15 protein-coding genes are annotated in these 21,277 nt (G+C 72.4%); 6 read left to right on the top strand and 9 right to left on the bottom strand.

The genetic code is table 11. The features are described from left to right. Positions 1–38: 38 nt before the first annotated feature. The 3 genes from IEY71_RS02345 to IEY71_RS02335 form a co-directional block, all read right to left on the bottom strand. Complete coding sequence (locus IEY71_RS02345; protein WP_189083696.1) at positions 39–350, bottom strand: WXG100 family type VII secretion target; 312 nt, start codon at positions 348–350, stop codon at positions 39–41. Next, positions 347–991, bottom strand: coding sequence for a WXG100 family type VII secretion target (locus IEY71_RS02340; protein WP_189083695.1), 645 nt, complete (start codon positions 989–991; stop codon positions 347–349). Before IEY71_RS02340 ends, IEY71_RS02345 begins: the two co-directional genes overlap by 4 nt. Before the next feature lie 64 nt (positions 992–1,055). Beyond that, positions 1,056–1,349: a WXG100 family type VII secretion target gene (locus tag IEY71_RS02335; RefSeq protein WP_056010942.1), complete on the bottom strand. Its 294-nt coding sequence runs from the start codon at positions 1,347–1,349 to the stop codon at positions 1,056–1,058. Positions 1,350–1,523: 174 nt separating this feature from the next. On the opposite strand from IEY71_RS02335, the gene IEY71_RS02330 reads away from it, so the two are divergent. Further along, complete coding sequence (locus IEY71_RS02330; RefSeq protein ID WP_189083694.1) at positions 1,524–2,141, top strand: hypothetical protein; 618 nt, start codon at positions 1,524–1,526, stop codon at positions 2,139–2,141. Next, a complete protein-coding gene (locus IEY71_RS02325) occupies positions 2,141–2,884 on the top strand; it encodes a hypothetical protein (protein ID WP_189083693.1) in 744 nt (247 codons plus the stop codon). Before IEY71_RS02330 ends, IEY71_RS02325 begins: the two co-directional genes overlap by 1 nt. Before the next feature lie 9 nt (positions 2,885–2,893). Here the strand turns inward: IEY71_RS02325 and IEY71_RS02320 are convergent, their stop codons facing one another. The 3 genes from IEY71_RS02320 to IEY71_RS02310 all read right to left on the bottom strand — a co-directional run bounded on the left by IEY71_RS02320 (position 2,894) and on the right by IEY71_RS02310 (position 9,046). Next, a complete protein-coding gene (locus tag IEY71_RS02320; RefSeq protein WP_189083692.1) occupies positions 2,894–3,451 on the bottom strand; it encodes an FHA domain-containing protein in 558 nt (185 codons plus the stop codon). 131 nt (positions 3,452–3,582) lie between these two features. Next, positions 3,583–7,914: a type VII secretion EssC family protein gene (locus tag IEY71_RS02315; protein ID WP_189083691.1), complete on the bottom strand. Its 4,332-nt coding sequence runs from the start codon at positions 7,912–7,914 to the stop codon at positions 3,583–3,585. A 22-nt stretch (positions 7,915–7,936) separates the two neighbouring features. After that, the gene (locus tag IEY71_RS02310; protein ID WP_189083690.1) at positions 7,937–9,046 is read right to left on the bottom strand and encodes a hypothetical protein; all 1,110 of its coding nucleotides are present in this window, start codon (positions 9,044–9,046) and stop codon (positions 7,937–7,939) included. Between the two features lie 52 nt (positions 9,047–9,098). Here IEY71_RS02310 and IEY71_RS02305 point away from each other — a divergent pair, with 52 nt between their 5' ends. Beyond that, complete coding sequence (locus IEY71_RS02305) at positions 9,099–9,716, top strand: hypothetical protein (protein ID WP_189083689.1); 618 nt, start codon at positions 9,099–9,101, stop codon at positions 9,714–9,716. Then, entirely contained in the window at positions 9,713–10,480 is a 768-nt protein-coding gene (locus IEY71_RS02300; RefSeq protein ID WP_189083688.1) for a hypothetical protein, read from the top strand. The genes IEY71_RS02305 and IEY71_RS02300 overlap by 4 nt, the downstream gene beginning before the upstream one ends. A 36-nt stretch (positions 10,481–10,516) precedes the next feature. On the opposite strand, the gene IEY71_RS02295 is transcribed toward IEY71_RS02300, so the two are convergent. The 3 genes from IEY71_RS02295 to rpoB form a co-directional block, all read right to left on the bottom strand. Next, a complete protein-coding gene (locus IEY71_RS02295) occupies positions 10,517–11,587 on the bottom strand; it encodes a hypothetical protein (protein WP_189083687.1) in 1,071 nt (356 codons plus the stop codon). Positions 11,588–11,724: 137 nt separating this feature from the next. After that, the gene (gene rpoC / locus IEY71_RS02290; RefSeq protein WP_189083686.1) at positions 11,725–15,621 is read right to left on the bottom strand and encodes a DNA-directed RNA polymerase subunit beta'; all 3,897 of its coding nucleotides are present in this window, start codon (positions 15,619–15,621) and stop codon (positions 11,725–11,727) included. 41 nt (positions 15,622–15,662) lie between these two features. Beyond that, positions 15,663–19,154, bottom strand: a complete 3,492-nt coding sequence (gene rpoB / locus IEY71_RS02285; RefSeq protein ID WP_189083685.1) for a DNA-directed RNA polymerase subunit beta — start codon at positions 19,152–19,154, stop codon at positions 15,663–15,665. 393 nt (positions 19,155–19,547) lie between these two features. On the opposite strand from rpoB, the gene IEY71_RS18275 reads away from it, so the two are divergent. Both IEY71_RS18275 and IEY71_RS02275 read left to right on the top strand, forming a co-directional pair. Further along, the gene (locus IEY71_RS18275) at positions 19,548–20,309 is read left to right on the top strand and encodes a spermidine synthase (protein ID WP_229781490.1); all 762 of its coding nucleotides are present in this window, start codon (positions 19,548–19,550) and stop codon (positions 20,307–20,309) included. A 62-nt stretch (positions 20,310–20,371) separates the two neighbouring features. Continuing rightward, positions 20,372–21,238, top strand: a complete 867-nt coding sequence (locus tag IEY71_RS02275; RefSeq protein ID WP_189083684.1) for a spermidine synthase — start codon at positions 20,372–20,374, stop codon at positions 21,236–21,238. Positions 21,239–21,277: the final 39 nt, after the last annotated feature.

The following is a 21,277-nucleotide window of genomic DNA, read 5'->3' as shown; positions in this document are numbered from 1 at the left end:
TGGGGCTGATCGGGGCACGCGGAGCGCGCCGCGCCGGCTCAGCCGCTCAGGCCGTTGGCGAGGTTGCTCCAGGCGCCGTCGAGGGTCTCGATGGTCTCCGTGTAGGCCTGATGGGCGCCGGAGACCTGGTCCTGCAGGCCTTCGGCGGCCTGGGTCATGGCCTCGGCGCCGAGCTGCCACTTCTCGAACATGCCGATGAAGTTCGCCATGGCCGGGCCCTGCCATTCGGCCGGCAGCATGTAGGCGAAGCCGCTCGCGCCCTGCTTCAGCGCGGAGCAGTACGTGACGAGCTCGCCCAGCATGTCGGCGAGCGCCTTCAGCTCGGTCGTGTCGGCCTGCTGCTCGCTCATGCGCCCGTTCCTTCCGCGTCAGCGGTGCCGACGACCGGCACCTCTCCGATCTCGACCGGCGCGACCTGCGCGGTGATCGCCGGCTCACCGTCGGCGCCGAGGCGGAACACGCCCTCGCCGATCGAGTCGTCGTCGCCGTCGCCGTCGGTGTCGCCGGAGCCGCCGCCCGTGGCCTGCCCGCTCGTCTTGCGCGGCCCGAGGGCCCCGCCGCCGAACTGCTCGACCTCGTCGTCGCCCGCGTAGTCGCGACCGAAGAACTCGGCCATGTCCTCGGCCTTCTCCTCACCGCTCGCGACCCGCTTGCCGAGCTCCCCGGTGCCGGAGCGCATCGCGGCGAGCGCGGGCGCCCGGCCGGTGAAGGAGCGCTGCACGCCCGACTCGTTCTGCGTGTACGAGCCGTCGGCGGCGATGAGTCCGGCCTGGAGCGCCGCGAGCGACTGCCGGACGAAGCCGGCCGTGGTCATGAACGTGGCCCAGCCTTCGGAGAAGCTCTCGGCGTCGTCGCCCTTCCACGTCACGTCGACCGTGCGCTTGACCTGTGCGTCGACGGTCGACAGGTTCGTGTCGAACGTCGCGAGCACGGTGCCGAGCAGCGCGGCGACCTCGCTGAGCGCCGAGGCGCGGACTCTGAACTGGACCACAGGGTTCCCTCCCGACCGGATTGGCTCCGCGGGCGGATGCCCGCGGAGCCGTCAGCGACGGATGTCAGCCGTTGAACGTGCCGGCGATGGCGTTCTCGCTGTCCTCGTAGGACAGCGCGGCCTGGTTCAGCAGATCGCTGATGCCCTGCAGCGACTCCTTCAGCTGGAGACCGGCCTGGTCCCACTGCGAGTACAGCTCGTTGAAGCTCTGCGACGCGGTGCCCGACCAGTCGCCCGAGATGAGGCCCTCGACGAGGGACTTGAGGTTGGACAGCTGCGACTCGATCGACTGCGAGCCGCTCGAGAGCTGACCGGCGACCCCGGCGAGGGAGTCGGAAGTGACGCGGATCTCCGCCATGGTTTCCTCCAGATTTGGCTGGTGTCGGGGGCCGGACGGGGATGTCCGTTCCCGGCGCGTGCCTCACGTTACCCGGAGTCGGCGCAGATTCCGATGGGGAGAACTCCCCGTCCGCCGCGCCCCCGGACTGGGTACAGTCGTTCTCGCCGCTGTTCTCCATGCGAAAGGCCCGCCGTGCGCCCCTCCGACGCCACCCTCGCCGCCCTGCCGGAGTCGTTCCGTTACGCCCGCTCGACGGCCAGGACCGTCGCGTTCGCCGTGCTCGCCGGCGTCGCGCTCGTCGCGCTCGTCCTCGTGCTCGTGAACTTCGGTGCGATCCGCGACGACGCGAGCGAGATGACCGGCCGCCGCTCGGGCCTGCGCGGCGTCGTCGCCCCGACCCTCGTCGTCGTGACGGCGTTCTTCGCGCTGCTCTTCGCCTGGTTCGCGATCGGCGGCGCGCACCGCTGGATCCGCGTCGACACCGGCACCGCACTGTCGGGCCGGCACTTCCTGGCCGCGGGCGGCCGGGCGGAGGCGGAGGCCCTGCACGCCCGCTTCGCGACCGGCGACCCGGCGGTCTACCTGCCCGTGCCGAATCACAAGAAGGGCGACATCCGCCTCTCCATCTACCTCGCCGTGCCGGACCGCACGGCCTACGTCACGGTGCGGCTCGGCAAGGAGCCCGGCGCGACGGGCCTGCCGCTCATCACCCTGCACGACCGGGCCTACGTGCAGCTGAAGCGGCTCGGCACGGGCGACCTCGTGCGCCCCTCGGCCTCCGGCGTCGTCGACCCGTTCCTCCGCGGCTGATGTCCGCCCCAGCCGGTCCGGTGCGCTTCGTCGCGCAGCCCGACCCCGTCAAGGCGGTCTCGGTGCCGCGGTGGAACCGCCGGTTCATCGTGACGGGCTGGGTGCTCATCGGGCTCGCCGCCGCGGGCGTCGTCGCGCTCGCGCTCACGGGCTTCGGCAGCTGGTTCACGATCGGCCTCGTCGTCGTCTTCGGGCTCGCCGCCTGCGGGCTGCTCGTCACGAGCCTGCTGCGGGGGCGGATGCTGCGCCTGCTGCTCGCCCCCGGCGCCCCCGTGCTCGTGGTCACCGACACGGGCGTCTCGACCGCGGGCCTGCCCGAGATCCCGTGGTCGGAGCTCGCGTTCGTCGGCGTGCTGAACGACCGCCCGCGCACAGCGCGGCTCCGCTCGGTGCCGATCTTCGGCCAGGCCGGCGGGCTCGCCCTGAAGGCCGGCAACGGCACCCTGCTCTGCGAGCTCGGCGTGCGCGACGGCGAGGCGCTGCGCGCCCGGACGAGCGATCGGGGCGCGGCCTCCCGCATCGGCCTCTACGGCCGCTGGCCCGACGGCGCGAGGCGCGGGCTCGTGCCGCTGCTGATGGACGCCGTGCTCGCCGACGACGTCGCCGCGACCGCGGTGCAGCTGCTGCTCAGCGAGGCATCCGCCCGGGGCATCCCGCACGCGCTCTTCGAGCAGGCGCTGCCGTTCACCGCCTGGAAGGGCCCGCTGCTCGACCCGGCGTGGCCGAGCGCCGAGCGCGACTGAGCCGGAGCGCTACGCCGCCTGGATGACGAAGCTCAGGTCGCCCAGCCAGACCGTGTCGCCGATGACGGCGGGCACTCGGGTGCCGGCGCTCTCGAGCTCGATCTCGCGGCCGCCGCGCTCGAGGCGCGAGCCGTTCGCCGAGCCGGCGTCGCCGACCGTGATGCCGCCGCCGGAGACCTCGAGGAAGAGGTGCACGCGCGACACCGAGCGGGTGTCGTCGAGCACCTCGACGGCGCGGGCGCCCATCGCGAGCGCGGTGTCCGCGGGCTTGCGGCCGACGACCGCGGCGCCCTCGACGACGACGCGCTGACCGGTGGAGAACAGCAGCTCGACGCGCTCGACGGCGGCGGGCGCCGCGGTCGGCGGCGCCGGCATCGTCTCGACCCGCGGGGTCTGCTGCCACGGCAGGGAGCGCGGCAGCGGCACGGGCTCGACGGGAGCCGCCTGCACGGGCGCCTGCACGACCGGGGCCGCGCTCGGCGCGGGCTTGGCGCCGGCGAACGGCGCGGGCACGGGCGGTGCGCTCTGGGCCTGCGGGATCAGCTGACCGCATGAGAGGCAGTACATGCTGTTCGGCTCCAGCGTCGCATCGCAGTACGCGCAGCGGGCAGAGGCCACTCGGATCATCCCCTTCTCGACGGGCTCGGGCCCGATTCCCCCGGGTCCAGCCCGGCCAGTCTACGTGCGCCGGAGGGCGCCTACTGCCGAATGTCCGGCACTCGCACCGGCAGCCAGCCGCCGGGCGTCGTGAGCACCGCCGTGCCTGGCGTGCCCCGGCCCAGCATGAACTTCGGCACGGGCGTGCCGATCGCCTGCGTGCCCATGATCGTCGACTCGGGACGGAGCAGCAGGGCGCGCCGCGAGCGCTTCGCCTCGACCACGGGGCCGCCGAACAGGGTCGACAGCGACTCCGAGTCGGCCGCGACGATGAACGTCGCCCGGTGCTTCGCGCCCGTGAGCGCGTGCTCGAGCGGCGCGTTCTTGTATTGCTCGGCGTCGTCGACGACGACGGTGACGTGCTCGCCGGCGGCGTCGAGGATCGGGTCGAGCTCGGCGGGCGTGAGGTCGCCGCCCTGCACGACCGGGATGCTGTGCGCCGCCGCCACCTCGGTGAGGATCGAGTCGCGGGTCGACACGACGACGAGCGGGGTCTTGCGCCACGCCAGCTGGTGCACGATCGCGGCGAGCGCCGAGGAGCGGCCGGACTTGCGCGCGCCGGTGACGAGGAAGCCGCCGTCGGCGGGCCAGTCGAGGGTGAACCGGGACAGCTGGTCGCCGCCCACGGCGACGACCGGGCCGTCGGCCGGGCCCGAGTCGCCGAGCGGCAGCTCGTACGCGGCGGTGAGGGCGAAGTGGCCGGGCAGCGGGTCGACGCGGAACGGCGAGGGCAGGGCCTGCAACTGCGGGAACTGGTCGTAGTGGTCGCGCACCTGCTCGACGATGCGGCGGAGCGCCGTGGTCTGCGCCTCGCCGCTCGTGTCGCGGCTCAGCACGGCGAGCTGCGCCTCGGCGCCCGCAGCGCCGAACAGCACCCGGCCGGGTGCCAGGTCGAGCGGGATGTCGCGGGCGAGGATGCCGGCGGTGCGGTAGTCGGCGATGTCGCGCATCGGCAGCACGTACTGCTCGTCGATGAACGCGACGACCTTGTCGCCCGTGATGCCGCGGTCGCCGGTGAGCAGCACCCGAACGCCCACCGCCGGCCCCTCGCGGAGCACCCGCATGAACTGGTCGCGGAAGGTGACGAGCTGGTCGGGGTTCATCGTCGAGAGCATCCGCTCCCAGCCGTCGACCGCGACGACCGCGTAGGGCAGGCGGGTCTCCGGCGTGGACTGGGCGCGCTGCTCGGAGATGTGCCCGACGCCCGCGGCGGAGAGCACCGCCTGGCGGCGGCCGAGCTCCTCGAGCAGCCGCTGCACGAGCCGGGGCAGCCGGTCGGCGTCGAGCTGCGTGACGACGGCGCCGGTGTGCGGCGCGTCGACGAGGGGCAGCAGCGCGCCGTTGCCGAAGTCGATGACGTAGAGGTGCAGATCGGCGGGCGAGAACTCCTGCACCAGCTGGCCGAGCACGGTGCGCAGCGCCGTCGTTCGGCCCGACATGGCCCCGCCGAGGAAGAGCACGTGCGAGCCCTCGTCGACGCGCCACGTGAGGCTGCGCTGCGACTGCTCGCCGGGGACGTCCTCGAGGCCGAGCACGATCGACTGCTCCGGGATGGCCTCGTCCTGGAACTTCTCCAGCGGCAGCACCGTCGGCAGCGGCATGAGCCACGGCGAGGGGTTCTTCGGCACGCCGAGCTGCACCGTCGCCGCCGTGATGAGGTTCACGATCGCGCGCAGGTCGGTGTCGTCGTGGTCGGTGTTCTGCGCCTGGGTCGAGACCGGCTTGGGGTAGCGCACGGGGTAGCCGAGCTCGTCCCACTCGAGCGGCGCCTTGCGCGGGAGCACCTTCACCTGGCGCTGCACGCCGGGGCGGATGCCGGCCACGCGGGCGGTCTGGAAGGGCGCCGGCGCCGAGGCCGGTCCCGTGCGCACGTAGCCCCGGCCGGGCGTCGAGGCGCTGATCAGCGAGGCCTCGCCCGAGCCGAGGATGTCGGCCGAGTCGGCCCGGTCGGTGACCCGCAGCGCGACGCGCAGGTTGATGTTCGACTGCATCTCGGGCGTCACGACGCCGGAGGGCCGCTGCGTCGCGAGCACGAGGTTCACGCCGAGCGAGCGGCCGACGCGGGCGATGCGGACGAGGCCGTCGATGAACTCGGGCAGCTCGGTGCGGAGCTCGGCGAACTCGTCGATGACGATCATGAGCCGGGCGAGGCCGCGACGAGCGGCCGTGTCGGCGTCCTTCGCCCACGCGGAGTCCACGTCCTTCGCGTTCATGTCGCGGAGCACCTTCTCGCGGCGCTTGAGCTCGGCGTCGAGCGAGGCGAGCGCGCGCTCGGTCTCGCGGGCGTCGAGGTTCGTGACCATGCCGACGGTGTGCGGCAGCCGCTCGCAGTCGGCGAAGGCCGAGCCGCCCTTGTAGTCGACGAGCACGAAGTTCAGGGCGTCGGGGCGGTTCGCCATCGCGAGGCTCACCACGAGCGCCTGCAGGAACTCGGACTTGCCGGAACCGGTGGTGCCGGCGACGAGCGCGTGCGGGCCGTCGCGGGAGATGTCGATCGCGAACTCGCCCTCGCCCGTCGCGCCGACGACGACGAAGGTGTTGCGGGGGTGAGTCGACCAGCGCCGCACGAGCGGCTCGGGGTCGTCGAGGTCGAGCTTCATCAGCTCGGCGAAGCGCACCGCGGTGGGCAGCATCGCGTCGTCGCCGACGCCGCTCACGTGCCGCAGCGAGCACAGGCTGCGGGCGAGCCGCTCGCAGTGCGCGGTCGACAGGCCGTCGACGAGCACGATCGGCCAGTACTCCGCGCCGGTCTCGACGCGCGCCATGGCGGGGTCGCCGTGGTCGATCGCGACGACGCTCTTCGCCTCCTCGGGGAGCCTCGCCCGCTCGGAGTCGAGCGCGACGACGTGGATGCCGTGGCTCGCCCCGTGCTCGAGGAGGGGCACCATGCCCGGCAGCATGCGGTACTCGCGCGCGCCGTCGACGACCACGAGCACGTCGCTCGGCGGCTCGGCACCGCGCTGCCCGGACTGCCGCATCCGCTGCTCGAGCAGCACGCCGAGCTCGCGGACGCGCTCGCGCCGGGTGTCGTCGGTGTTGCCGATCGCGGCCGCCGCGCCGCTGCCTGCGGCGTGCGGGAGCCACTGCACCCACGACCAGTCGGGTGCGGCGTCGTCGGGGCAGACGACGACGAGCTCGGCGTCGCGCGGCGAGCGCAGGGTCACCCAGCTGGCGACCACGGAGCGGGCCACCGAGCGCACGGCGTCCTGCGGCCCGGCGATGCCGAGGGGGCCCGCGCGCAGCTCGGCGGCGACAGGGGCCGGCGAGACGCCGACGCGGCGGGCTTCGCCGCGATCGCGCCCGCCGCCCTCGAAGCGCACGTCGAGCGCGACCTCGGCGACGCCCACGCGCATCGAGAGCGCGTCGACGTCGCTGCGGCGCCGCTCCCAGAGCCGGGACAGCGGGCGGGTGGCGATGTCGAGGATGACGACGGGGTCGGGCAGCCGGTACCAGCGCTCGATCCGCTGCCGCTTCGCGAGCTCGTCGATGCGGCGCTCGGCGACGCGGACCTCCTCGATCCACTGCTGCTCGGTCTTCACGCCCTTCTTCTTCGCCAGCTTGCGGTTGGTGAGGAAGGAGCCGACGACCATGATGGGGCTCGCCGCGGCCATCAGGAGCATGATGGGGCGGCCGAAGACGACCGCCATGGTCACGCCGAGGACGACGGGGATGATCGCCGAGAGCCACGGCAGCGGCGACTGGTCCGGGTCCTCCGGGCGGTCGCCGGGCAGCGGCACGACGGGCTGCTCGGCGGCGGGGCGGATGCGCGAGGGGCGGTTGAAGCCGCGGTCGCCGAGGGCGTCGCGGGTCAGGTCGGCGTCGGCGGCCGGCGCGATGCCGAGGCGGACGACGCTGCTGCCGAGCTGCACGAGGTCGGCGGGGACGATCTCGGTCGGCCCCTCCACGGGCTGCCCGTTCACCCAGACGGCCGCGCCGGGGGCGGGTTCGACGGTCGCGCCGAGCGGGGCGGGCCGGCCGTCGGCCGCCACGCCGTCGGCGATGCGGAACGTCGCGTGGCTCGGCTGCAGCGCCGGGTCCGCGATCGCGAGCGTCGCGCCGGCCGCGCTGCCGACGGTCACGACGCCGCCCCTGGCCACCGCGGCCGTCTCGCCCGCGAACGGGCCGCCGACGAGCTCGAGCCGGAGCGTGCCCGGCTGCAGCGAGGTGTCGGCGGCGGCCGGCAGGGTCGCCCCGGAGAGCAGCGTGCTCTCCGCGAGGGGCGCGGCGGCGCCCGCGAGGGGGTCGAGCGCCTCGCTCGGCAGGCCGAGCGACTCGGCCACCTCGCCGACCGTCGTCGCCTCGTCGACGTCGAGGGCCCAGCTGCCCGCGGCATCGGGGCTCGCGGTGCGATCGATCGTGAGTCTCAGGCTCATGGCGTGCGCCTCCAGCGACTGGTCATCGGGCCCCCACACGGTCGAGGGTGGCGAGGAGCGGGGCGAGCAGACCGCCCGCCCCGTGGTGGTCTTCGACGGGCCGGCGCGGGACGATCGCGCTCGCGACGCCCTGCTTGCCCTGTTTCGGCTTCGCGATCGGCGCGGTGCCGGGCCGCAGGGAGTCGGAGGCGGCATCCGCCCCCTCGTCCTCGGCGGCCGGCACGAGCGTGACCGAGGCGAGCGCCTGCTCGCCGCCGGCGGTCGCGAGCTGCACGGCGAACTGGTCGGCCGCGCCGTCGCCGCGGTACTCGATCGAGCCGTCGGCGTCGCAGCGCAGCTGGCCGCGGATCGCGGTGCCGCAGCCGACGAGCACGAGCTCGTCGTCGCCGAGCACGAAGCCGAGCTGCTCGAGCGAGAGCTCGGCCCCGCCCTCCTCGAGGGCGACGACGAGATCGCTCGTCACGAGCGGGGCTCCCGCGGAGCGGAGCACGGATGCCTGGATCACGCCCTCCGGCGACCAGGTGCCGTAGTCGTCGGCGAAGCGGTAGACGAGCTCGGCGGGCCCGGCGTAGCCCTGCGCGGCCCGGAAGACGAGGTGGGTCGGCGTCGCCCAGAGCGAGCCGGCCTCGGCGGGGTGCACGGCGACCGCGCGCAGGCGTCCGCCCGCGTCGCAGACCGCGCACTCGATGCCGAGCTCGGAGATCGGCAGCCGGAGCAGCGTGCCCGCCGCCGTCGGGCGGACCGCGCGGGCCGGCTCGGCGCTCGGCGTCTCCGGGGCCTCGAGGCTCACCCGGTACTCGGCGATCGTCGTGATGCGGCCGTCGGTGAGCGGGACGGGGACGACGACGGCTGCGGCATCCGGGTCGTACTCGGGGGCGGCGAGGGAGATGCTCCGCTCGTCGCAGCCGACGACGAGGGGGCTCGCCTGCGCGGGCGTCTGGCAGTCGGTGATGCGCCACGGCGCCGCGATGTCGATGGTGGTGCTGCCGAGGTACGGGATCGCGACGTCCCCGGCGCCCGGCCCGGGCGCGGACCCCGCGGCTCCGGCGGGCGCGGCGATCGCGACGGAGCCGAGCACGGCGAGCAGCATCGACAGCGCGGCGGCGCCGAGCCGTCGTCGCGTGCTGCCCACTCCGGTCCCCCTCCTGCGCGTGCCCCGTTCGGGGCAGGCGCACCGATATAGCATGGTACGCGGTCGCGCGGCCGGGCCGGGCCCGCTGCGCGCCGCCGAGCCGTTCGACCCCGAGGGAGCCGAGATGACCGACCGCACGCCGCCGCCCGCCGCAGGGCCGGCCGCGCTCGGCCAGCCGACGAACGCGGCGCGCGTCTCCGGCGGCGCGCGCGCCCTCGGCAGCGGCTCCTCGGTGCTCCCCGAGCTCGCCGAGGCCCCGCCGCGCACGCGGCGCTGGTGGCTGCACCCGGCGTTCCTCGTCTCGGTCGGGCTCACCTTCCTCGCGCTCGCCGGCGCCCTCGCCTGGTGGATCGTCTCCATGGCCACCGACTCCAGCGTGCGCGTCGAGGGCCTCAGCGCCTCGGTCGAGTCCGGCAACCTGCGGCTCGACTGGTCCGGGCCCGACGCCGACTACCAGCTGTTCGTCGTCGACGGCGACGGCGCCCAGACCGACCTGAGCGGGCTCGTTCGCGGCACGGAGGCGTGGATCCCCGCGGCCGCCGGGCTCGCCGACGACCGCAGCTGCTTCGTCGTCCGTCCCGGCGGCACCGAGGGCGAGGTCTCGCTCGACGCCGCGACGCTCTCCGGGCAGCGCGGCGCCAGCGTCTGCGCGGCGGACGCCTCCTCATGAGCCGGGCCGACGGCGCACGGCAGACGGGGCGCCGAGGCATCCGCACCGCCCTGCTGCTCGCCGCGCCGCTGCTGCTCGCCGGCTGCGCCGCGACGCCCCCGCTGCCGACCGCGCCGCCCGGCATCGACACGGAGTCCTTCGACGGCGCGAGCGGCAACGGGCTGTGGCTCGTCCCCTCGAACGAGCTCGCCGATCGGGTCCTCGACGCGGTGCGCGGCGGCGGCTCGGTCGCGGTGACCGGCACGGTGCACGAGTTCGTCGCGTCCGAGGACGGCGAACTGCTGCCGGGCCGCACGATCACGGTCGACTACGCGGGTCGGGCGGGCGCGTTCCGCGCGGACCTCGCCGCCGACGGCGTCTCGACCTCGATGCTCGTCGATGAGGGGCGCACCGCGGTGCGTGGCGACGCCGCCTTCGCCGCCGCGAGCGGGCGGCCCGAGCTCGTCGACGGCGTGTGCACGGTCGGCACCGACCCGGCGGTCGCCCAGTGGGCGCCGTTCACCGACCCCGAGGCCCTGCTCGAGGCGATCCTCTCCGGCGCTGAGCTCTCGGTCACCGCCCCGAGCGGCGACGGCGAGACCCTCGCGGTGCAGATCGGGGCGAGCGACAGCCGCGCCGGGGTGCTCGTCGTCGAGCGCTACGGCCCGCCCCTCCCCCGGTCGCTCACGCTCGCCGAGACGGACGGCGACGCGGAGCTCGCCTTCGCCGACTGGGGCGCCGAGCTCGAACTCGGCCCCGCGGCCGCCGAGCTGGGCTGCGAGTAGCCCGCGCGGCCGCGCCGCGCGGGCCTCCCGGCGACGTCAGCGCAGCTGCGCCTGCGGCCCCGCCGCGATCTCGCGATCGTAGGCCTCGAGAGCGAGGCGGTTGCGCTCGGTCACCTTGCGGCCTCGAGCCGCAATCCAGCCGCCCAGCCAGATCGGGATCTCCCGGGCGATGACGGCCGCCACGATCGCGAAGGGGTCGAGCCAGCGCTGCGCCACGAAGCCTGGCACGTCGCTCGGGGTGATCGTCCACGCGACCGACCAGAGCGCCCCGCCCACGTAGGAGAAGTACACGGCCGCCGCGACGAGCAGGCCGAAGACCGCGTAGGTCCACCAGGCGCCCTTGTTCACGATCGCGGCGAGCAGCGCGAAGCCGAGGAAGAACACCGCCACGGGCACCCAGAACAGCTGCTTGGCGGCGAACTGGGTGAGCTGCTCGGTCGCCGATCCGGCGTCGCCCTGGCTGAGCAGCAGCAGGTACGCGGCGCCGAGGTACAGTGCCGCGAAGAGCACCGTGCCGATGAGGGCGACGAGGATGCCGAAGCCGCGGTTGCCCTTCGCCTTCGGCGGCTCGGGGGCCTGCACGTAGACGGTCTGCGGGCCGGCCGGGAAGCCGGGCTCGGGGGCGAGCGTGGCGGCACCGGCGGCGGCGCCCGCCGCGGCACCCGCCGGGACGTACGTCTCGCGGCGGACCGTGTCGGCCGCGACCGGCTCGGGCACGTCCTCGGCGGTGTAGTCGCTGACGACGGCCGCGCGCTGCACGGCCGCGTCGAGCCGGGCGTTGGCGTCGAGCTCGTCGTTCACCGGCTCGGGCTGCTCGATGACGCCGGGGGCCTCGCCGAGCGCCGCGGTCGCGGACTCCTCGGCCGGCGCGGCGTCGTGCACCGGTGCGTCGTCCGCGGGCGAGGCGGGCGCCGAGGCATCCGCAGTGGGAGCTGCCGGCGAGGCGGGCGCCGAGGCATCCGCACCGGGCGCCGCGACGGGCTCCGGCAGCACCGCGGTGGGGTGCTCGGTGTCCGCGTCGTGCGCTGCGGGCGTGAGGTCGGCGTTCGCCGCCGCGTCGTCGCGCTCGCGCGTCGGCTCGTCGTCTCCGGGCGTCGTGCTCGTCATGGTCCGCTCCCTCCGGGCACCCCGTGTGACCGATTCGGCTCATGCTAGCGCCGAGGCGCCGCCTGCCCGCGGAAGCGCGCGGGAGACGCCGAAGGGCCCCGGATTCCTCCGGGGCCCTTCGGGTCAGCGTCTCACGCTCAGCTGTAGTTGCCGGGCGTGAAGTCGTCGCTCGAGAACGCGTCGAAGTCGACGAAGCTGAGGTCGCCCTCGTTGAACGACGCGTCGTCGGCGAAGATGCGGTTCGGGTAGCGCTCCGCCTTCGCCTCCTCCGTCGCCTCGACCGTGACGTTGCGGTACTTCGCAAGGCCCGTGCCGGCGGGGATCAGCTTGCCGATGATCACGTTCTCCTTGAGGCCGACCAGCGGGTCGCTCTTGCCCTCCATGGCGGCCTGCGTGAGCACGCGGGTCGTCTCCTGGAAGGACGCGGCCGACAGCCACGACTCGGTCGCCAGCGAGGCCTTGGTGATACCCATGACCTCCTGACGCGCCGAGGCGGTCTTCTTGCCCTCGGTGAGCGCCGCGCGGTTGATCGAGTTGTACTTCGACCGGTCGACGAGCTCGCCGGGCAGCAGCTCGGTGTCGCCGTGGTCGACGACGGTGACCTTGCGCAGCATCTGACGCACGATGACCTCGATGTGCTTGTCGTGGATCGGCACGCCCTGCGAGCGGTACACGTCCTGCACGCCGTTCACCAGGTGCTTCTGCACCTCGCGCACGCCCTTGACCCGGAGGACCTCCTTCGGGTCGACCGTGCCGACGATGAGCTGCTGGCCGAGCTCGACGTGCTGCCCGTCCTCGACGAGCAGCGTCGAGCGCTTGAGCACGTTGTACGTGATCGGCTCGTCGCCGTTGTCGGGCGTCAGGATGACCTTGCGCTGCTTGTCGGTCTCGTCGATCGTGATGCGGCCGGGGGCCTCGACGATCGGCGACGCGCCCTTGGGGGTGCGGGCCTCGAAGAGCTCCTGCACGCGGGGCAGACCCTGCGTGATGTCGTCGGCCGAGGCCGAACCACCGGTGTGGAAGGTACGCATCGTGAGCTGGGTGCCCGGCTCACCGATCGACTGGGCGGCGATGATGCCGACGGCCTCGCCGATGTCGACGAGCTTGCCGGTCGCGAGCGAACGGCCGTAGCACTTCGCGCAGACGCCGACCGCCGACTCGCAGGTGAGCACCGAGCGGACCTTGATGGACTCGACGCCCGCCGCGATCAGCTTGTCGATGAGCACGTCGCCCACGTCCTCGCCGGCCTCGGCGACGACCTCGCCCTTGGCGCTCACGGCGTCGGCCGCGAGCGAGCGGGCGAACACGGAGTTCTCCACGTTCGGGTCGCGCACGAGCTCGCCCGAGGCGTCGGTGAGGCCGATCGGCAGTTCGAGGCCCTTGCCGGTGCCGCAGTCGTCCTCGCGGATGATGACGTCCTGCGAGACGTCGACGAGACGACGGGTCAGGTAGCCGGAGTCCGCGGTGCGGAGCGCCGTGTCGGCCAGACCCTTGCGGGCACCGTGGGTCGCGATGAAGTACTCGGCGACCGAGAGGCCCTCGCGGTACGAGGAGATGATCGGGCGAGGGATGATCTCACCCTTCGGGTTGTTCACCAGGCCTCGCATGCCGGCGATGTTGCGCACCTGCAGCCAGTTACCACGGGCGCCCGAGGTCACCATGCGGTTGATGGTGTTGTCGGTCGGGAAGCTCTCCTGCATGGCCTTGGCGACCTCGTCGGTGGCCTTGGTCCAGATCTGGATGAGCTCCTGGCGACGCTCGAGGTCGGTCGTGAGACCCTTCTCGAACTGCGACTGCACCTTGGCGGCCTGCTTCTCGTACTTCGCCACGATCTCGCCCTTGCTCGGCGGCGTGATGATGTCCGAGAGCGCGACGGTCACGCCCGAACGGGTCGCCCAGCGGAAGCCGGCGTCCTTGATGCGGTCGAGGGTCGCGGCGACCTCCGTCTTCGGGTAGCGCTCGGCGAGGTCGTTGACGATCGCCGAGATCTGGCCCTTGCCGGCCTGCTTGTTGAAGTACGGGTAGTCCACCGGCAGCGCCTCGTTGAAGATCGCGCGACCGAGGGTGGTCTCCAGCAGGAACGACTTGCCCGGCTCGAAGCCCTCCGGCTCCTGGCCCTCACCGAAGTGCAGGCCCTCGAGGCGGATCTTCACGACCGCGCCGAGGTCGAGCTTGATGTCGCCCGGACGGTTCTGGTCGAACGCGAGGATCGCCTCGGCGATCGACGAGAACGCGCGGCCCTCGCCGGGGGCGCCCGGCTTCTCGGTCGTCAGGTGGTGCAGGCCGATGATCATGTCCTGCGAGGGCAGGGTCACCGGACGGCCGTCCGACGGCTTCAGGATGTTGTTCGACGCGAGCATGAGCACGCGGGCCTCGGCCTGGGCCTCGACCGACAGCGGCAGGTGCACGGCCATCTGGTCGCCGTCGAAGTCCGCGTTGAAGGCGGCGCAGACGAGCGGGTGGAGCTGGATGGCCTTGCCCTCGACGAGCTGCGGCTCGAACGCCTGGATGCCGAGACGGTGCAGCGTGGGCGCACGGTTCAGCAGCACGGGGCGCTCGCGGATGATCTCCTCGAGCACGTCCCACACCTGCGGGCGCGAACGCTCGACCATGCGCTTGGCGGCCTTGATGTTCTGCGCGTGGCTCAGGTCGATGAGGCGCTTGATCACGAACGGCTTGAAGAGCTCCAGCGCCATCTGCTTGGGCAGACCGCACTGGTGCAGCTTCAGCTGCGGGCCGACGACGATGACCGAACGGCCCGAGTAGTCGACGCGCTTGCCGAGCAGGTTCTGGCGGAAGCGGCCCTGCTTGCCCTTCAGCATGTCGCTGAGGGACTTCAGGGCGCGGTTGCCGGTGCCCGTGACCGGGCGGCCGCGGCGGCCGTTGTCGAACAGGGCGTCGACGGCCTCCTGCAGCATGCGCTTCTCGTTGTTCACGATGATCTCGGGGGCGCCGAGGTCGAGCAGGCGGCGGAGACGGTTGTTCCGGTTGATGACGCGGCGGTACAGGTCGTTCAGGTCGGAGGTCGCGAAGCGGCCGCCGTCGAGCTGGACCATCGGGCGCAGCTCCGGCGGGATCACCGGCACCACGTCGAGCACCATCGCCGCCGGCGAGCTGCCGGTCTGCAGGAACGAGTTGACGACCTTGAGGCGCTTGATGGCGCGGATCTTCTTCTGACCCTTGCCCTCGGCGATCTGCAGGTGCAGGTCTTCGGCCTCGGCCGCGAGGTCGAACGAGAGCAGACGCTTCTTGATGGCCTCGGCGCCCATGTAGGCCTCGAAGTACATGCCGAAGCGGTCCTGCAGCTCGTGGAAGACCGAGTCCTCGGGCTTCAGCTCGCCGACCTTCAGCGTGCGGAAGTCCTCCCAGACGCGCTCGAGGTGCGCGATCTGCTCGTCGGCCGACTTGCGGACCTGCGTCATCTCCTTGTCGGCGGCGGCCTCGGCGCGCTTGCGGACGTCGGACTTGGCGCCGTCGGCCTCGAGCTGCGCGAGCTCCTCCTCCTTGCGCGCCATGAGCGTCGCGATGCGGGCGTCGCGCTGGTCGCCGATGGTCTTGATCTCGAGCCGGAGCTCGTTCTCGAGACCGGGCATGTCGGCGTGACGGCCGTCCTCGTCGACATCGATCACCATGTAGGCGGCGAAGTAGATGACCTTCTCGAGGTCCTTCGGCGCCATGTCGAGCAGGTAGCCGAGGCGCGAGGGGACGCCCTTGAAGTACCAGATGTGCGTCACCGGGGCGGCGAGCTCGATGTGGCCCATCCGCTCGCGGCGGACCGAGCTCTTGGTGACCTCGACCCCGCACCGCTCGCAGACGATGCCCTTGAAGCGGACGCGCTTGTACTTGCCGCAGGCGCACTCCCAGTCACGGGACGGCCCGAAGATCTGCTCGCCGAAGAGCCCGTCCTTCTCGGGCTTCAGCGTGCGGTAGTTGATGGTCTCCGGCTTCTTGACCTCGCCGTGGGACCACTTGCGGATGTCCTCTGCGGTGGCCAGGCCGATACGAAGCTCATCGAACGTCGTTGCGTCGAGCAATTTCTCTCCTAGATTCCTGAAGTCGTTTCGTACCTGGCGGTTCAGATCTCGTCGATGTTCGACGACTCGAAGCGCGCGGAGATGTTGATGCCGAGCTCCTCCGCTGCGCGGAAGGCCTCGTCATCGGTGTCGCGGAGCGAGACCGCGGTGCCGTCGGCCGAGAGCACCTCGACGTTCAGGCAGAGCGACTGCATCTCCTTCATGAGCACCTTGAACGACTCGGGGATGCCGGGCTCCTGGATGTTCTCGCCCTTGACGATCGCCTCGTAGACCTTGACGCGGCCGAGGATGTCGTCGGACTTGATCGTGAGGAGCTCCTGGAGGGCGTAGGCGGCGCCGTACGCCTCGAGCGCCCACACCTCCATCTCGCCGAAGCGCTGGCCGCCGAACTGCGCCTTTCCACCCAGCGGCTGCTGCGTGATCATCGAGTAGGGGCCGGTGGAGCGGGCGTGGATCTTGTCGTCCACGAGGTGGTGCAGCTTCAGGATGTACATGTAGCCGACCGACACGGGGTACGGGAACGGCTCGCCCGAGCGACCGTCGAGCAGCTGGGTCTTGCCCGAGGAGTCGATGAGGCGCTCGCCGTCGCGGTTCGGCAGCGTCGAGTCGAGGAGACCGGCGATCTCCTCCTCGTGGGCGCCGTCGAACACCGGGGTGGCGACCTTGGTGCCGGGGGCGGCCTCGCGGGCGGCCTCGGGCAGGGTCTTCGCCCACTCGGGGCTGCCGTCGACCTTCCAGCCCTGCTTCGCGACCCAGCCGAGGTGGGTCTCGAGCACCTGGCCGAAGTTCATTCGACCCGGGATGCCGAGCGGGTTCAGCACGACGTCGACCGGCGTGCCGTCCGCGAGGAACGGCATGTCCTCGACCGGCAGGATCTTCGAGATGACGCCCTTGTTGCCGTGGCGGCCGGCGAGCTTGTCGCCCTCGGTGATCTTGCGCTTCTGGGCGATGTACACGACCACGCGCTGGTTGACGCCCGAGCCGAGCTCGTCGTCGCCGTCCTGCGAGTCGAACACCTTGACGCCGATGATGGTGCCCTGCTCGCCGTGGGGCACCTTCAGGGAGGTGTCGCGGACCTCGCGGCTCTTCTCGTTGAAGATCGCGCGGAGCAGGCGCTCCTCGGCGCTGAGCTCGGTCTCGCCCTTCGGCGTGACCTTGCCGACGAGGATGTCGCCGGGGCGGACCTCGGCGCCGATGCGGATGATGCCGCGCTCGTCGAGGTCGGCGAGCAGGTCGGGGCTGACGTTCGGGAGATCGCGGGTGATCTCCTCCTTGCCGAGCTTGGTGTCGCGGGCGTCGACCTCGTACTCCTCGATGTGGATCGAGGAGAGGACGTCGTCCTTCACCAGGTTCTGGCTGAGGATGATCGCGTCCTCGAAGTTGTGGCCCTCCCACGGCATGAACGCCACGAGGAGGTTCTTGCCGAGCGCGAGCTCGCCGTTGTCGGTGGCGGGGCCGTCGGCGATGACCTCGCCGACCTCGACGCGCTCGCCGGCCGAGACCACGACGCGGTTGTTGTACGAGGTGCCCTGGTTCGAACGGTCGAACTTGCGCAGGTAGTACGTCTGCGTGCCGCCCTCGTCGAGCTGCACCGTGACGGAGTCGGCCGAGACCTCGGCGACGACGCCCGCACGGTCGGCGGTGATGACGTCACCGGCGTCGACGGCCGCGTAGCCCTCCATGCCGGTGCCGACGAGCGGCGAGTCGCTGCGCAGCAGCGGCACGGCCTGGCGCTGCATGTTCGCACCCATGAGGGCGCGGTTCGCGTCGTCGTGCTCGAGGAACGGGATGAGGGAGGTACCCACCGACACCATCTGGCGCGGCGAGACATCCATGTAGCCGATCTCGGCGGCCGGGAACAGGTCGACCTCGCCGCCCTTCTTGCGGGCGAGCACGCGGTCCTCGACGAAGGAGCCGTCGGCCTTCAGCGGCGCGTTGGCCTGGGCGACGATGAAGTCGTCCTCCTCCGACGCGGTCAGGTAGTCGATGTGGTTGCTGACCTTGCCGTTCTCGACGCGGCGGTACGGCGTCTCGATGAAGCCGAACGAGTTGATCCGCGCGAACGAGGCGAGCGAGCCGATCAGGCCGATGTTCGGGCCTTCCGGGGTCTCGATCGGGCACATGCGGCCGTAGTGCGAGGGGTGCACGTCGCGGACCTCGACGCCCGCGCGGTCGCGCGAGAGGCCGCCGGGGCCGAGCGCCGAGAGGCGGCGCTTGTGGGTGAGGCCGGCCAGCGGGTTGTTCTGGTCCATGAACTGCGACAGCTGCGAGGTGCCGAAGAACTCCTTGATCGCGGCGACGACGGGTCGCACGTTGATCAGGGTCTGCGGGGTGATCGCCTCGATGTCCTGCGTCGTCATGCGCTCGCGGACGACGCGCTCCATGCGGCTGAGGCCGGTGCGCACCTGGTTCTGGATGAGCTCGCCCACGGCGCGGATGCGACGGTTGCCGAAGTTGTCGATGTCGTCGACGTCGAGGCGGATGTCGACCGCCTTACCGCCGCGGCGACCCGGCAGGGTCTCGCGACCCTCGTGCAGCGCGACGAGGTACTTGATCGTCGCGACGATGTCGTCGACGGTCAGGACCGAGTCCGTCAGCGGGGCCTCGAGGCCGAGCTTCTGGTTGATCTTGTACCGGCCGACCTTCGCGAGGTCGTAGCGCTTCGGGTTGAAGTAGAAGTTGTCGAGGAGCGCGCGGGCGGCCTCGGCGGCGACCTGCTCTCCCGGACGGAGCTTGCGGTAGATGTCCTTGAGCGCCTCTTCCTTCGTGAGGATGTTGTCCTTCTCGAGGGTGAGGGCGATCGACTCGTAGCCGGCGAACTGCTCGAGGATCTCCTCGGAGGTGAGGCCGAGGGCCTTCAGGAAGACCGTGACCGACTGCTTGCGCTTGCGGTCGATGCGGACGCCGACCTGGTCGCGCTTGTCGATCTCGAACTCGAGCCAGGCGCCGCGGCTCGGGATGACGCGAGCGGAGTAGATGTCCTTGTCGCTCGTCTTGTCGGGGGTGCGCTCGAAGTACACGCCGGGCGAGCGGACGAGCTGCGAGACGACGACGCGCTCGGTGCCGTTGATCACGAAGGTGCCGCGGGCGGTCATCAGCGGGAAGTCGCCCATGAACACCGTCTGGGTCTTGATCTCGCCCGTGAGGTGGTTCATGAACTCGGCGTTCACGTAGAGCGGCGCGGAGTAGGTCTTGCCCTTCTCCTTGCACTCGTCGATCGTGTACTTCGGCGGCTCGAGCTCAGGGTTGGTGAACGAGAGCTGCATGGTCTCGCCGAGGTCCTCGATCGGGGAGATCTCCTCGAAGATCTCCTCGAGGCCGGTGGCCTCGGGCAGATCCGTCCGACCGTCTGCGATGGCCTGCTCGACGCGCGCCTTCCACGCGTCGTTGCCGACGAGCCAGTCGAAGCTCTCGGTCTGCAGGGCGAGCAGGTCGGGGACGGTGAGGGTGTCGGTGACCTTCGCGAACGAGAGGCGACTTGCCTCGCGTCCGTTCTTGGGGGTGGGCGTGGTCGCGTTGCGCGCAGCAGCCAAGGAAATGACCTCCATGGGCCCGTCGGCCCGGTTCATTGTCACAAGTGGAGAGTTGCCCCGAGACGTGTGCGGGAGTCGGTGATCGCGAGATCACGGACTACACGGAGCCGACCGCAATATGAAGGCAGAGTGGGTCTGGGAGCGCAAAGGTCAAGCATATGCGACAAGACGCGCCATGTCCAGCCGGATTCTTGATTTCGTCGTGGATCTCCGGTATAAACGCGCGGCGCGGGGTCCGGATGCCTCCTCGCGCGGCCCGGCTCGCCCGGGATTCCGGGCCGATCCTCCCGCATCGCGCCCGTCGCGATCCCTAGACTGACCGGCACGAGGAGGTGCCATGACCGAGCCAGGTGCCGTTCCCAGCCCGCCCGCCGCGCCGGCCGACCGCAGTCGATGACCCGGATCGAGTTCGAGCGCGACGTCTTCAGCAGCCACGGCTGGACCCTGCTCGTCGACGGCACCGCCCAGTCCCACGTCGACGCCGAGGACCCCGGCCGGCTGTTCTTCGAGTACGTGCGCCGGATCGGCCACGTCATCGACGCGATGGCGACGCCCGGCGCGCCGCTGCGGGCGCTGCACCTCGGCGGCGGGGCGCTGACCATCCCGCGCTACGTGGCGGCGACCCGGCCGGGCTCCGCGCAGCTCGTGGTCGAGCTCGACGCGGAGCTCCTGGACCTCGTGCTCGAGCGGCTGCCCGCCCCCGCGGGCGTCGAGACCCGCATCGCCGACGCCGCCCACGCCGTGCCGGCGCTGCGGGAGGCGGGCGCGGGCTTCGACCTCGTCGTGCTCGACCTGTACAGCCGGCTCGATCCGCCCGCCTTCGTCGCCGACGTCGCCTTCCAGCGCGAGCTGCTCGCCCTGCTGGACCCCGCCGACGGGCCGCCGCTGCTCATCGCGAACGTCGCCGACGCCGCCGGCCTCGGCCGGCTGCGCGAGCAGGCGCGGGCGATCGCCAGGGCGCGGCCGGGCACCGAGCTGCTCGTCGCGGGCGACGCGGGCGTGCTGGCGGGCGCCGAGGAGGGGAACGCGGTCCTCGTCGCCGGCCCGGCCGGCATCCCGCCCCTCGTCGCGGAGCGCCTCGCGCTGCACGGCCCCCACCCCGCCTCCGTCCTGGAACGGGACCGCCTCGACGCGGTGCTCTTCGGCGCCTGCTGAAGCCGCCTGCTGAAGCCGCCCGCCCGGCGCACCCGCCGAGGGCGCGGGGTACCGTTGGGGGCGTGCCGCACCACGACGATCCGCCGCTCGAACGCCGCCTCTCCGCGAGCGGCCACCTCGCGAAGCTCGAGGAGTCCCGCAGCACGCCCGGCTCCTGGACGCTCTACGTCGACGGCACCCCGCAGTCGCACGTCGAGCTCGAACGGCCCGAGTGGCTCGGCTTCGAATACGTGCGCCGCATCGGGCACGCGATCGACCTCGTCCGCGCCGAGGGCGAGCCGATCACGGCGCTGCACCTCGGCGGCGGGGCGCTCACCCTGCCCCGCTACGTCATCGCGACCCGCCCGGGCTCCCGGCAGCAGGTGATCGAGCTCGAGTCGGAGCTCGTCGAGCTCGTGCGCGAGGTGCTGCCGCTCCCCCGCGGCGCGCAGCTGCGGGTTCGCCACGGGGACGCGCGCGCCGTGCTGCAGAAGCTGCCCGCCGGGCTCGACGGCGCCGTCGACCTCGCCGTCGTCGACATCTTCTCGGGCGCGCGCACGCCCGCGCACGTGACGAGCGCCGAGTTCTACGGCCTGCTGCAGCCGCGGCTCGCGCCCGGCGGCATCGTCGCGGTGAACGTCGCCGACGGGGCCGGGCTCGGCTTCGCCCGGGCGCAGGCGGCGACCCTCGGCCACGTCTTCGCGCACGTCGCGATCGCCGCCGACGCCTCGATGCTGAAGGGGCGCCGCTTCGGCAACGTCGTGATGTACGCGAGCGACGCCGAGCTGCCCTTCGCCGAGCTGCCGCGCCGGCTCGCGAGCGATCCGGCGCCCGCCAAGCTCGTCGACGGCGAGGAGCTGCGCCGCTTCGTCGCGGGCGCGCCGGTGGTGACGGATGCCACGGCGGTGCCGAGCCCGCCGCCGGCCCGCTCCGTCTTCCTCGCCAAATAGCGTCTTCCTCGCCAAGTAGCGCGTCCCGGCCGAGTCGCG

The organism is Agromyces mediolanus (assembly GCF_014648575.1).
In the GTDB taxonomy this organism is placed as follows: domain Bacteria; phylum Actinomycetota; class Actinomycetes; order Actinomycetales; family Microbacteriaceae; genus Agromyces; species Agromyces mediolanus.
This window is presented reverse-complemented; position numbering and strand designations above follow the sequence as displayed.